This is a genomic window from Curvibacter microcysteis (assembly GCF_028649455.1).
Lineage (GTDB): Bacteria > Pseudomonadota > Gammaproteobacteria > Burkholderiales > Burkholderiaceae_C > Curvibacter > Curvibacter microcysteis.
The window spans coordinates 667874-681168 of sequence record NZ_JAQSIO010000001.1 but is presented as its reverse complement, the minus strand read 5'-3'; the positions used below and the strand labels follow the sequence as shown (position 1 = coordinate 681168).

General features: G+C 67.6%; 7 protein-coding genes. 2 read left to right on the top strand and 5 right to left on the bottom strand.

Translation table 11 applies throughout. From position 1 onward, the window contains the following. Nucleotides 1–57: 57 nt before the first annotated feature. Nucleotides 58–540 (bottom strand): Lrp/AsnC family transcriptional regulator, encoded by a 483-nt coding sequence (locus tag PSQ39_RS02955; RefSeq protein WP_273925099.1) that lies wholly within the window; start codon nucleotides 538–540, stop codon nucleotides 58–60. A gap of 104 nt (nucleotides 541–644) precedes the next feature. Here PSQ39_RS02955 and mdeB point away from each other — a divergent pair, with 104 nt between their 5' ends. After that, on the top strand, nucleotides 645–3299 hold the full coding sequence (mdeB, locus tag PSQ39_RS02950; protein WP_273925098.1) for an alpha-ketoglutarate dehydrogenase: 2655 nt from the start codon (nucleotides 645–647) through the stop codon (nucleotides 3297–3299). 161 nt (nucleotides 3300–3460) lie between these two features. On the opposite strand, the gene PSQ39_RS02945 is transcribed toward mdeB, so the two are convergent. After that, nucleotides 3461–6340 (bottom strand): bifunctional diguanylate cyclase/phosphodiesterase, encoded by a 2880-nt coding sequence (locus PSQ39_RS02945; protein ID WP_273925097.1) that lies wholly within the window; start codon nucleotides 6338–6340, stop codon nucleotides 3461–3463. A gap of 157 nt (nucleotides 6341–6497) precedes the next feature. Between PSQ39_RS02945 and PSQ39_RS02940 the strand changes: the two genes are divergently transcribed. Next, on the top strand, nucleotides 6498–7343 hold the full coding sequence (locus PSQ39_RS02940; RefSeq protein ID WP_273925096.1) for a creatininase family protein: 846 nt from the start codon (nucleotides 6498–6500) through the stop codon (nucleotides 7341–7343). Nucleotides 7344–7405: 62 nt separating this feature from the next. Here PSQ39_RS02940 and PSQ39_RS02935 read toward each other — a convergent pair whose 3' ends face one another. The 3 genes from PSQ39_RS02935 to PSQ39_RS02925 all read right to left on the bottom strand — a co-directional run bounded on the left by PSQ39_RS02935 (nucleotide 7406) and on the right by PSQ39_RS02925 (nucleotide 13226). After that, on the bottom strand, nucleotides 7406–9817 hold the full coding sequence (locus PSQ39_RS02935; RefSeq protein WP_273925095.1) for an ATP-binding protein: 2412 nt from the start codon (nucleotides 9815–9817) through the stop codon (nucleotides 7406–7408). Between the two features lie 82 nt (nucleotides 9818–9899). Next, nucleotides 9900–12167, bottom strand: a complete 2268-nt coding sequence (locus PSQ39_RS02930) for an EAL domain-containing response regulator (RefSeq protein WP_273925094.1) — start codon at nucleotides 12165–12167, stop codon at nucleotides 9900–9902. 132 nt (nucleotides 12168–12299) lie between these two features. Continuing rightward, nucleotides 12300–13226, bottom strand: coding sequence for a LysR substrate-binding domain-containing protein (locus tag PSQ39_RS02925; protein ID WP_273925093.1), 927 nt, complete (start codon nucleotides 13224–13226; stop codon nucleotides 12300–12302). Nucleotides 13227–13295 lie beyond the last annotated feature (69 nt).

The window sequence follows — 13295 nt, the reverse complement described above, 5'->3', positions numbered from 1 at the left end:
CAAGTTGTTGCTTTACAAGGAGTCAAGTTAATTTGTCGGCCAGTTTTGACCGCTGAATCAGCGCCCGCTGGCTGGGGGCGCAGGCAGGGGCAGGGCGGTCTTGTAGCGCACCTGTTTCAAGGCAAAGCTGGAGCGGATTTTTTCGATGCCCGGGATGGGGGTGAGTTGCTCCAGGATGAAGCGCTCCAGGGCGGCGATGTCGGCCACCGCGATGCGGATCAGGTAGTCGCTGTCGCCGCTCATGAGGTAGCACTCCATGACCTCGTCGTGCTCGGCGATGCGTTGTTCAAAGTCGGCCAGCGCGGCCTTGCTCTGGGTGGTCAGGCTGATCGAAATGAACACGTTGAGCCCCAGGCCCAGTGCCGCCGCGTTGGCCAGCGCCACATAGCGGGCGATCACGCCGGCCTGCTCCAGCGCTTTGACGCGCGCCAGGCAGGGCGAAGGGGACAGGTGCACCCGGCGCGCGAGTTCGACATTGGACAGCGAGCCGTCTTGCTGCAATTCGGCCAGGATGCGTAAATCGAGTTGGTCCAGTTTCATGTGCTTTGAAAGTGATTTTTGAAGGCATTTTATGCTTCTTGAAATGGGTTTTATGCCGTAGATGAGCCGCAAATTTGGCGAGGACTTACCTACAGTCAAGGTCCATGAACGCCCCCACGCCCCCCCAGCACCTGCTCCATCCCCTGGCCTCGGACGCGGCATTGCCGGCCGACCTGGACCCTGTTGAAACCGCCGAATGGCGCGAAGCTTTTGACTCCCTGGTGCAAAGCCAGGGGCCGGAGCGTGCGCGCTTTGTGCTCGACGAGCTGGTGCGCCTGGCACGTCAGTACGCCACGGGCTGGCAGCCCGACCTCAACACGGCCTATGTCAACACCGTGTCGCTGGCGCAGCAGCCGGTGTTCCCGGGCGACCTGGCCATCGAGGAGCGCCTGGCCTCGCTGATGCGCTGGAACGCCCTGGCCATGGTGGTGCGCGCCAACCAGGCTTACGGCGAGTTGGGCGGTCACATCGCCAGCTACGCCAGCGCGGCCGACCTGTTTGAGGTGGGTTTCAACCACTTCTTCCGCGCCCGTGAAGGCGTGGGCCCGCAGCAGCACCGCGGGGACCTGGTGTTCTTCCAGCCCCACAGCGCCCCCGGCGTGTACGCGCGCGCCTTCTTGGAAGGCCGCCTCGATGAGGCCGACCTGCGGCATTACCGCCAAGAGATCGTGGCCCCGAGCGCGGGCGCGCGCGGCCTGTCCAGCTACCCGCACCCCTGGCTGATGCCGGACTTCTGGCAGTTCCCCACCGGCTCCATGGGCCTGGGGCCCATCAGCTCAATCTACCACGCCCGCTTCATGCGTTACCTGAGCCACCGCCAGCTGCTGGACTGCAGCCAGCGCAAGGTCTGGGGCGTGTTCGGCGACGGTGAAATGGACGAACCCGAAAGCATGAGCGCCCTGACCCTGGCCGCCCGCGAAGGCCTGGACAACCTGGTCTGGGTGGTCAACTGCAACCTGCAGCGCCTGGACGGCCCGGTGCGCGGCAATGGCCGCATCATCGACGAGCTGGAGCGCCTGTTTGCCGGCGCGGGCTGGAACGTCATCAAGCTGGTCTGGGGCAGTGACTGGGACGGCCTGCTGGCGCGTGACGTGACCGGCGCCCTGGTGCGCGCCCTGTCGGGCACGGTGGACGGCCAGATGCAGACCTTCGCCGCCAAGGACGGGCGCTTCAACCGCGACAACTTCTTTGGTCAGAACGAAGACCTGGCCCGCCTGGCCATGGGCCTGACCGACGAGCAGATCGACCGCTTGAAGCGTGGCGGCCACGACCTGGTGAAGATCCACGCCGCCTACGCGGCCGCCGCCGCCCACCGCGGCCAGCCCACCGTGATCTTGGCCCACACCAAGAAGGGCTATGGCATGGGCACGGCCGGCCAGGGCAAGATGACCACGCACAGCCAGAAGAAGCTCGACGACACCGACCTGATCGAGTTCCGCAACCGCTTCAACCTGCCGCTGAGCGACGAGCAGGCCACCTCGCTGAGCTTCTTCAAACCCGCGCCCGACAGCGCCGAAATGCAGTACCTGCAGCAGCGCCGCCAGCAGCTTGGCGGCTACCTGCCCCAGCGCGACACCGCCTGCGCCCCGGTGCCCGTGCCGGCCCTGGCCCACTACGGCCAGTTTGCGCTGACGCCGGCCGGCAAGGAGATGAGCACCACCATGGCCTTTGTGCGCATGCTGGGCAACCTGCTCAAAGACCCCGAATTGGGCCCGCGCATCGTGCCCATCGTGGCCGACGAAGCACGCACCTTTGGCATGGCCAACCTGTTCAAGCAGGTCGGCATCTACAGCAGCGTGGGTCAACGCTACGCGCCCGAAGACATCGGCTCGGTGCTGAGCTACCGCGAGGCCTTGGACGGCCAGATCCTCGAAGAGGGCATCAGCGAGGCCGGCGCCATCGCCAGCTGGACGGCCGCGGCCACCAGCTACAGCGTGCACGGTCTGGCCATGCTGCCCTTCTACATCTATTACTCGATGTTCGGCTTCCAGCGCGTGGGCGACGCCATCTGGGCCGCCGCCGATCAGCGCGCGCGCGGTTTCCTGCTGGGCGCGACGTCGGGCCGCACCACGCTGGGCGGCGAAGGCCTGCAGCACCAGGACGGCAGCAGCCACCTGGTGGCCGCCACCATCCCCAATTGCAAGGCCTACGACCCGGCCTTTGCCGGCGAGCTGGCGGTGATCGTCGACCAGGGCATGCGCGAGATGCTGGTCGAGCAGCGCGATGTTTTCTACTACCTCACCCTGATGAACGAGAACTACGCCCAGCCCGACCTGCCCGAAGGCGCTGCCGAGGGCGTGCTGCGCGGCGCCTATGTGTTCCAGCCCGGCGCCCCGGTGGCCGAAGCCGCCGCCCCCCAGGTCACCTTGCTGGGCTCGGGTGCCATCCTCACCGAGGTGCTGCAGGCGGCCGACCAGCTGCGCGCCGAGGGCGTGTCGGTGGAGGTGATCAGCGTCACCAGCTGGAGCGAGCTGGCGCGCGACGGCCAGGCCTGCGAGGCACGTGCGCTGGCCGGCCAGGCCGAGCCGGGTGAGCCCTGGATCAGCACCTTGCTGGCCGCCCGCAGCGGCCCGGTGATCGCCGCCAGCGACTATGTGCGTGCCGTGCCCGAGAGCGTGCGCGCTTTCGTGCCGGCCGGCCGCCGCTTGCTGACCCTGGGCACCGACGGCTTCGGCCGCAGTGACACCCGGGCCGCCCTGCGCGCCTTCTTTGGTGTGGACGCGGCCAGTGTGGTGCGCGCGGCGCGGCACTGCCTGTAAGAACCGCTCACACAAGCCTTGATGCGTCGTTGCTTCGCCTGGCCGTACCGCTGGTACTGCCTGTGGCTTCGCGCCTCGTCTCCAGCGCGAATCTTCGATGGGCGGGGTCGCGTGGGCGGTTCCAAGTGCCCCTGCGCCGGGGCGTGCGCCCCGGCCGGGCCTCAGGCGCTGCGCTGGCGGTAGCGGTACTGGCGAATCCATTCCCGGCATTCCTGCTCGGGCATGGGGCGGGCAAACAAATAGCCCTGCAAGGTGTCACAGCCGCGTTCGGTCAGGAACGCTCGCTGCGCCTGTGTTTCCACCCCCTCGGCCACGCAGTGCAGACCCAGGTCCTTGGCCATGGACAGGGTGGCGCGGGTGACAGCCTCGTCTTCCACATCGCCGGGCAGGTCGGCCACAAAGGACTTGTCGAGCTTGATGCGGGAGATGGGCAGGCGCTTCAGGTAGCCCAGGCTGGAATAGCCGGTGCCAAAGTCGTCCAGCGCAAAGGTCAGGCCCATGGCGGTCAGCTCACGCAGGCGGCTGTCCAGGTCGTTGAGCGGCTGCATCAGCAGGGTTTCGGTGATCTCCAGCTCGACGCGCTGTGGGTCCACGCCGCTGCTGTTGAGCGCGCTGCGCACCGTGTCGATGAAGCCGGGCTTGCGGAACTGCATGGGCGAGATGTTGATGGCCATCATCAAGCCGTCCAGGCCGTCATCGCGCCAGTCCTGCAGCTGTCGGCAAGCCTGGTGCAGCACCCAGGCACCCAGGGGTTCGATCAGGCCGCAGTCCTCGGCCACCGGGATGAAGCGGTCGGGCGGGATCAGGCCTTCTTCGGGGTGGTTCCAGCGCACCAGGGCCTCGACCCCGGCCACGCGACCGGTGCTGGCTTCGATCTGCGGCTGGTAGACCAGGTACATCTCGTTGCGCTCCAGCGCGCGGCGCAGGTTGTTCTCCAGGAACATGCGGCGCGACACGCGGGCGTTCATTTCCTTCATGAAGAACTGGTAGCCGTTGCGTCCCGCTTCCTTGGCCACGTACATGGCGGTGTCGGCGTGCTTGAGCAGGTGGTCCAGCGTGTCGCCGTCTTCCGGGTAGCAGGCGATGCCCATGCTCATGGACAGGTTGATTTCATGGCCTTGCACCAGCAGCGGGGTGTTCAGGGCGGCGCGCAACTCTTCGGCCACTTGGGCCGCCTCCTGGGGCTGCTCGACGCGTGGCATCAGCACCACGAACTCGTCGCCGCCGATGCGGGCGAGCAGGTGATGGCTTTCCAGGCAGGGGGCCAGGCGCTTGGCCACGGCCTGCAGCAACTCGTCGCCCAGGGCGTGGCCCAGGGTGTCGTTGATGTGCTTGAAGTGGTCCAGGTCCAGGAACAGCACCACCAGGCGTTCGCCCAGGCGCTGGGCCTGCTCCAGCTCGGTCTGGCTGCGGCTGACCCACTGGCTGCGGTTGGGCAGGCCGGTCAGGCTGTCGTAATGGGCCAAGGCCGCCAGCTCACGCGTGCGCAGGTCCACCAATGCCTGCGTGCGGCGCGCCTGGCCGGTGATCACCAGCAAGAAGGCCCCCAGCAGCCCCACGCACAGCAGGCACAGGGCCACGATGACCCAGGCGCTCCAGTCCCGCGCGCTGTCCATGAAGGCGGGGGTGGCGCGCACCCGCAGCTCCCACTCCCGGCCGCCAAAGCGCAGTGGGTGGCGCAGGCTCAATTCATGGGTCATCCATTGGGCTCGGTCGCAACCCAGAGGCCCTGCCAAGCGCTGGTTGTCCACTTCGGCCTGGGGGTCGACCAGGCAGCTCTCAGGCCGGTGTCCGCTGTCGGGCTGGCTCATGGCCTGCAGCACATCGTCCATGCGGAACACGGCCGAGACCACGCCTTTGAGCTGCTCGGGCGCCTGGGGCTCGAACACGGCCTGGTACATCACCACGGCGCGCTGTTCCCCGGCTTCCTGCACCAGGCGAATGCCTTCGCTGACCCGGGCCTGGCCGCTGGCGCGCGAGCTGGCCACGGTGGCGGCGGTGGCCGGCAGCACGGCCACGTCCAGGCCCAGGGCCCGGACGTTGTTGGCCCGGGGCTCGATGAGGGTGAGCGGCAGGTATTCGGAGCGCACGGCCGAGGTGTAGGTGGTGCCGGTGGGTGAGCGACCTTTGATCAACCAGTGCTTGGCCTCGTACAGCGATCGATCGTGCACATTCAGGTAGGGGCTCCAGCCAAAGTTCTGCGTGCCGCTGTAGCGCTCCAGCCAGTGCCGCGCGGTCTTGGCAAAGTCTTCCTGGGTGATTTCCTGCGGCGCGCCCACACGGGTCTGGCTGACCTGCATCACGCGGGCAATGGCCTGCACGCTGTCGCTTTGGGCGTCCAGGCGCCGCTGCAGGCGTTGGCCCATCTCGGTGGCGGCTTCCTCCAGCTGGGTCTTGATGCGCCGGTCTTCCCAGGCCTTGATCTCATAGACCACGCTGCCCACCAGCAACAAGGCCACCAGCATGGGCACCGCCACGGTCCAGCGCCGGTTGCGCCAATGGCTGCTGGGCTGGCCTTGCAGCACCAGCACCAAAGGCAGGCACAAGACGGAGCCCACAGCGTCGCCCAGCCACCAAGTCCACCAACTGAACAGCCCCTCGCTGGAGGCAATGGCGTTGGAGAGCACCAGCACGGGCACGGACAGGCTGGCGTTGATGAGCGCACTCAGCGGCCCCACCCCCATCAGCAGCCACATGACGCGGCTGGGACTTTCCACGGGGTCGGGGTAGTGCACCCAGCGCCGCGCCAGCATGGCGCCGACTTGGGCCTGCAGCATGGCGCCGATGGGTGACACCAGCAGGTTCCAGGACCAGTCGGGCAAGCCCGCCTGGCTGCTGGCCAGCCACTGCACCAGCCAGGACCCCAGGCCCACGCCTGGCAGCATCCAGGGTCCCCGCGCCAGCACCATGCCCAGGGCCAGGCCAGCGGGCAGGAACACCAGCGACACGTAGTCGGGCGGGATGCAGATGCGCAACGAGATCCAGCCCAGTGCTGCATACAGGGCCGCAGTCCAGCAGGCGGGGATCAGGCGGTCAGTCAAAAAAGCAGGCACGGGCGGACGGGCGGCAGGGCGGGTAAAAGAGTGGCCTATTGTCACAGCTTGAAATGATGGTTTTGCGGGAACTGCGCGAAGTGTTTCGCTTGCGCGACGTTATGGGCGGCTTGGGCGGGAGATGACAAGCACTAATATGCTCGCCATGACACTTTCATCGCGTTTTTGGGCCGAGTTGGGCAGCCGTGATTTCGCCCGCCTGCAGGCCAGCGGCCAGGCGGCCGAGGTGGTGGCGGTTTTGCCGGTGGCGGCCATCGAGCAACATGGCCCGCACCTGCCGCTGAGCGTGGACACCACCTTGGTCGACGGCATCGTGCAGGCCGCCTTGCCGGGCCTGCCTGCCGATTTGCCGGTCTTGTTCCTGCCGACCCAGGCGGTGGGGCTGAGCCCCGAGCACCAGCGCTTTGCCGGCACCCTGACCCTGTCGCCCGAGACGGTGATCCGCCTGTGGACCGAGCTGGGCGAGTGCGTGGCGCGCGCCGGGGTCAAGAAGCTGCTGTTGTTCAACAGCCACGGCGGCCAGGTCAGCGTGATGGACATCGTGGCACGCGAGCTGCGCAGCCGCTGCGGGCTGATCGTCTACAGCTGCAGCTGGTTCAACCTGCCATTGCCTCCCGAGGTGGAGTCGCTGTTCGGCGCGCAAGAGCAGCGCTTTGGCATCCACGCCGGCGACACCGAAACCTCCATGATGCTGGCCCTGCGCCCAGACCTGGTGCAGATGGAGCGGGCCCGAGATTTCCGCAGCAGCTCGCAAGACCGTGCCGAGCGCTATGCCTTGCTGGGCAACGGGCGCAGTGCCAAGCTGGGCTGGCAGATGCAGGACTACCACCCCGCCGGGGCGGCAGGCAATGCGGCGGCGGCCACCGCGGACAAAGGCCAGGCCCTGGTCCAGGCGGCGGCCCAGCAATTGGTCTTGCTGTTGCAAGAGCTGGCGTCTTTGCCCTTGAGCACCTTGGTCGACACGCCCGACCCAGGGCTGGCGCAGGACTGAGCCTGGCGCAGCCGGGCCGGCAGCCGGTCTGGCGGACGGTTGAGCGGGCTGTTCTGGGGGCCTCAGGCGGCGGTGCTGCGGGGCTGCTCGCCGTCAGGGGCGGGCACTGCCTGGGCCGGCATGCCCTCGCGCTCTGCCTTCGCCGGGGTCGGGGCCTGCCAGGGCAGGCGCAGCCGAAAGCAACTGCCCTCACTGGGCGCGCTGCTCACCTGCAAGTCCCCGCCCAGCACGTTGGCGGTGACGTTGTAGGCGATGTTCAGCCCCAGGCCCGTGCCCCCGCGCCCCATGCGGGTGGTCACAAAGGGGTCGAAGATGCGCTCGATCAAGCCGGGTGGAATGCCGTGTCCGTCGTCCTCGACGCGCAGCAGCACGCTGTCACCCGAGGGGTTGGCCTCGGCCAGGATCAGCACCCGCCCGTGGTCGCGGCCATCAAAGCCATGGGTGATGGCATTGGTGATCAGGTTGGTCAGCACCTGGCCCAGCGGGCCGGGGTAGCTGTCCAGCACCAGGCCAGTGGGCACCTGCACCTCGATGCGGTAGGGCTGGCGCGCAAAACTGGGCTTGAGGGTGAGCACGATTTCGTCGATCACTTCGCGCAGGTCAAAGCGCCGCCGCTGGGAGCTGGTCTGGTCGGCCGCCACCTGCTTGAAGCTGGTCACCAGCTCGGCGGCGCGTTCCAGGTTGCGGCTGCTGATGCGCGTGGCCTGTTCAGCGCTCTCCAGCAAGCCCTCCAGGGCGGAGCGGCGCAGGCCTTGGGCCAGACCGTCGCGGAACTGCCGCAGCTCGTCGCGGAAGGTGGTGACGGCCATCAGGCTGTTGCCCAGCGGGGTGTTGAGTTCATGGGCCACCCCGGCGACCAGGCTGCCCAGGGCGGCCATTTTTTCTGCCCGCACCAGCTCGCTGCGGGTGCTGGTCAGGTGCTCCACCGTCTGGGCCAGTTCGGCATTGCTCTGTTGCAAGGCCTCGGTGCGCTGCGCCACGCGGACTTCCAGCCGCTGGTTGAGGCTTTGCAAGGCCTGCTCCGCCTGGCGGTGCTCGGTGATGTCCTCCAGCGCCCAGACCGTGAGCCGCTGCGGACCCAGGGCCACCTGGCGCACGTTGACGCGGCACAGCAGCAGCCGGCCATCGGCGCACACCATCTCGGTTTCCAGCTGAGCCCCTTCGAGGTGGGTCTGCGCCAGGGACAGCAGGCGGTCACGCACCTCGGGATCACGCCACAGGCCGAGGGAGGAGCCACGCTGTCCGATCATCTGTTCGCGCGGGTAGCCCAGTTGGCGCTCGCAAGCGTCGTTGATCTCCAGGATCAAGCCCCCTTGGGCCAGGTCGGTCACCACCATGGGCACGGGCGCGGTGTTGAAGATGATCAGGCGCTTGTCCTCGCGGTCTCTCAAGCGCTCGGACATGGTTTGCAAGTCGGCGCTGAGCCGGTTGAACTCCAGCACCCGGCCGCGCGGCCAGCGGCCGGTCAGGTGACCTTCGGCCACCCGGTGGGCTTGCAAGACGATGGCCCGCAGGGCCCGCACCAGGCCCGAGGCCCAGAACGGGGCCAGCAGCAGCCCCACCAGCAAGGTGCCACCAAAAGCCGCCAGCAGCGAGAGCACCGCCGCCCGGATGCCTTTGTTGGCCAGTCCCGCCGGGGTGCGTGCCGCGTACACCCAGTTGATCAGGTGCGAGCGCTGCAGCGCCACATGCAGGTCGCGGCCTTCATGCGCCAGCAGGCCCGGTTCGGTGGGGACCTGGCCGGCGCGCAGCTGCTGCAGCAAGGGCCAGTCCTGGAGTTGCAGGCGCCGCTCGCCGAGGCCGGGGGCCGAGTCGACCAGCACCTCACCGGCGCCATTGATCACCCACACGTCCACCGGGCTGGTGTTGCTGCGCAGGCCTTCGGCCTGGGTGTTCGACAGGTCGTCGAGCAGGTAGCGCAGCGGGACTTCTGCCAACAGCAGGCGTTGTTGGGGCAGGGGCAGCACCACCCCCAGGCTCAGCTCGCCGCTGAGGGCGGAACGGTGTTCATCACCCCACAGCAGCTGCTGCCGGTGCACGCCCAGTTGGACCAGCTCGGTCGCGGACAGGTCCCGGCCCAGCAGCTCATCTCGGCGCAGGCGCAGCACGGGCGGCAGGCCCACGGACTCGATGCGGCCTTGCGGGTCCAGCACATACAGCGCCCGGAACACCTGGCCGGTGCCCGCGGCCTGGTTCAGCACGGTGGTGATCCCGCCCGGGCTGAGTTGGGGCAGGGCGCTGGCCAGCACGTTGAGCCGGTCCTCCAGCGCGCTGAGCAGCAGGTCTTCGCGGGCCGCAAAGGCGCGCGCCTCGTGGCTCACCAGGTGGCGGGCGTCGTCCTCGAGCCGAGGGATGCGCACCGACAAAATGGCCGAGCCGACCAGGACAAAGGTGATCAAACTGGTGAAGAACAGCAAGCCCGCCAGGGTGCTGCGCAGGCGCCATTCCCGTCGCCCATGGCGTTGCCTGCTCATGGGGTGGCAGCGCCTTCACCGCTCAGGCCCCCGTGCGCGGGCCTGGCCTGGGCGCTGTCTGCGCCCACGCCGCCGTCTGCCGTCATGCCTGGCCGCCCTGCGGCTGGTGCTGGGTCAGCCAGCTTTGCAACTGGTCCAGCGGCATGGGGCGGGCGTACAGGTAGCCCTGCGCCTCGTCGCAGCCCAGTTCGCGCAGGATCTGCGCCTGGGTTTCGGTCTCCACCCCTTCGGCCAGCACCTTCATGCCCAGCTGGCGGCCCAGGGGCACGATCATGCGGGCAATGCGGGCGCCTGGCCGGTCGGTGTCCAGCAGGTTGACAAAGGCGCGGTCGATCTTCAGGCGGTCGGCCGGCAGGCAGTCCAGGTAGGACAGCGAGGAAAAGCCGGTGCCGAAATCATCGATGGCCACCGCCACGCGCCGGGCCTGGATTTCGCGCATCAGGGCGGCCACCCGCTCCATGCCGACCATGGCCACGGACTCGGTGATCTCCAGCTCCAGCCGCTCGGGCGTCACCACGCTGTTGTCGCGCAAGGCCTCGTCCAGGATGTCGAGGAAGTCAGGTTGGCTGAATTGCACCGCCGACACGTTGACCGCCATGCGCAGCCCGGTGAAGCCCAGGGCGTGCAGGCGGCTCAGGTCGTAGAGCGCGGTGCGCAGCACCCAGGTGCCCAGGTTGACGATCAGCCCGGAGCGCTCGGCCACCGGGATGAAGCGGTCTGGCGGGACCATGGAGCCGTCTTCGGCGCGCCAGCGCAGCAGCGCCTCCACGCCCAGCACCTCGCCCGTGCCCAGCGACAGCTGGGGTTGGTAGACCAGGAACAGTCGGTCGTGGTCAAACGCGCGGTGCAGGCCATGCAGCAGCCGGGTGCGCTCTTTGGAGTCCGCGCCCAGCGCAGGTGTGAAGTACTCGATGCGCCCCTGGCCTGCTGCCTTGGCGCGCTTCATGGCGATGGAGGCGTCCTTGAGCAACTCGTTGCCGTTGAGCACGGGCGCGTCTTCGCAGCGCACCAGGCTCATGCACACGGACAGGCGCCGGTCGATGTTTTCGACCACAAAAGCCTCATCGAACAGCGGCTTGAGCACCTCCGGGCAGACCACCTCATGGCAGCCCACCACGGCAAAGGTGTTGCCCGCCACGCGGGCGATGAAGCAGCGGTCGGCCAGGCGTTCGGACAAGCGCCGGGCCATCGCGCCCAGCAGCAAGTCACCGTAGCGGTGGCCGAACATGTCGTTGGTCTCGGCAAACTGGTCGACGTCGATCTTGGCCAGCACCACGCCGGCGAGTTGGTCTTCGTTCACCAGGGCGTCCAGGTGCTGGATCAGCGCGCTGCGGTTGGGAATGCCCAACTGGCGGTCCTCAAAGGCCACGCTGCGCAGGCGGTCGAACAGCGTGACGTTGGACGCGCACAGCGCGATGTTGGTGCAAAACACCTCCAGCAGGTGGTGGTCCACCTCGCGCAACGGCCCCGAGGCGCCCACAAAAGCGGCAAAGTCTTGCTGGTCGCGCCCGGCGAAGAACAGGGTCAGGCTGTCGCTTCCCACGATGCTGCGCCGCTCAGCCAGGCTCTTGGAGAGTTGCGCCACGATGTCGGGGTTGTCGATGTCGCTGAGCCGCTTTTGCATCAGGTGCCGGTAGGGGCCGGCCGCGGCAATCACGATGTAGTCGCCTTCGGGCGTCTGGGCGCTGCTGGGGGCCTGGCTGGCGCAGACCAGGCCTTCGGGCTCCAGCCCCATCAGGCTGGCCATTTGGGTGATCACGCCTTCGGCAAAGGTCTGCAGGCCTTGTTCGGCCAGGAAGTAATGGCTGGCCGCGACGATTTTCTCCAAGCCCCGGCGGCTGGCGTCGAGCCGGCGAAGCTGGTCGTAGGAGCGGATGGCGGCGGTGAGCGTGGCGTACAGCTTGCCCCGGGTCAATTCGCTCTTGGTCTTGTAGTCGTTGATGTCGTACCGGCGGATGGTCTCGATCTCGGGCGCTTGGCCGGGCTGACCCGTGCGCAGGATGATGCGGGTGTTGTGCAGGTTCAGGCCGTTGCGGATGGAGTCCACCATGGCCAGGCCGGCGTGTTCGGTCTCCATCACCACGTCCAGCAGGATCACCGCGACATCGTGTTCGCGGCGCAGGAGCTCGATGCCTTCGGTGCTGGAATGCGCGTGCAGCAGGTGCAGTTTGCGCTCGGCGATTTCCAGACCACGCAGGGCGTAGGCCGTGCTCTCATGCACATCGGCATCGTCGTCCACGATCAGGATGCGCCAGGGCTGCCGAACGGGCTTGGGCGCGACAGGGGGCGACGGACTGCCCTCCGGGGGCATCTCTTCGTCGATGAAGGGAATCAAAGCGTCAGTGGACATGCGGCCCTCGGACTGGCAAACAGGGCCCAGGCCAAGACAGCCCGGGGTGAAATACTGATCAGTTCATGATGTAACGACAGAGTAACTAAGTCAACTTACATGAAGATGATGAAAGTTCAATGTCCCGATGTTTCAGGGCTTATTGCGCGTTTCTACCAAGAAATCCGCCAGCGCGGCCACCCCTTCATCCACTTGGGTCTCCAAAGTCCCCACCATCAGGCGGCGCTGGGCCCAGGGGTCGGACAGGGGGCGCCAGGCCAGTTTCATGGCCCGCACGATGGGCAGTGAGGCCGCTTTGGGCAGCACCGCCAGGCCCAGGCCTGAGGCCACCATGTGGCAGACCGCGTCGAAGCTGCGCACTTGCATGCGCAGGCGAAAGGGCTGACCCGCGATGCGCGCCGCTTGCTGCTGCTGTTGCAGCATGGCGGCGCCGGCGGCCAGGCTGATCCATTGTTCGCCCAGCAAGCTGGTGAAGGCCACGGCCTGGCGCGCGGGGCTGCTCAAGGCCAAGGGGTGCTGGCTGGGCAGCACCAAAATCAATTCGTCGTCACGAAAGTGCTGCGTGCGCAGGCCGCTGGTGTCGGGGCCTTCGACAAACACGGCCAGATCGGCCCGGCCTTCGCGCAGCGTGGCCACCACGCTCTCTGAGACCTGCTCCTCCAGGTCGACCTGCACCTGGGGGTGCAACTCACTGAAGCGCGCCAGCAGCGCGGGCAGGAACTGGTTGATGGCGGCGGTGCTGGCGCACAGCCGGATGTGGCGCGCAATGCCTTGGCGCAGGTCACTCAATTCTTGGCTCAGTTGCGCCATGGTCTGCAGCAGGGTCAACCCGTGTTTGACGAACAGGCGCCCGGCGGCGGTGGGGGTCAGTCCCTTGGCGTGACGCTCGAACAAGGGCAGGCCCAGCGCGTCTTCCAACTCACGGATGCGGCGGCTGGCAGCGGCCAGGGCCAGGTGGTTGTCGCGCGCGGCGGCGGTCAGGCTGCCCTGGTGCGCGCAGGCCACGGCCAGGCGCACCGAAATGAGGTCGAAACGGGCCAGGTTGAACGCCGGGTGCATGGCAGGGCTCCAGGGTGCATGTCCGGTTTTGGCGCCGTGCATGCAAGAAGGGGTTGAACGCGGGCACCA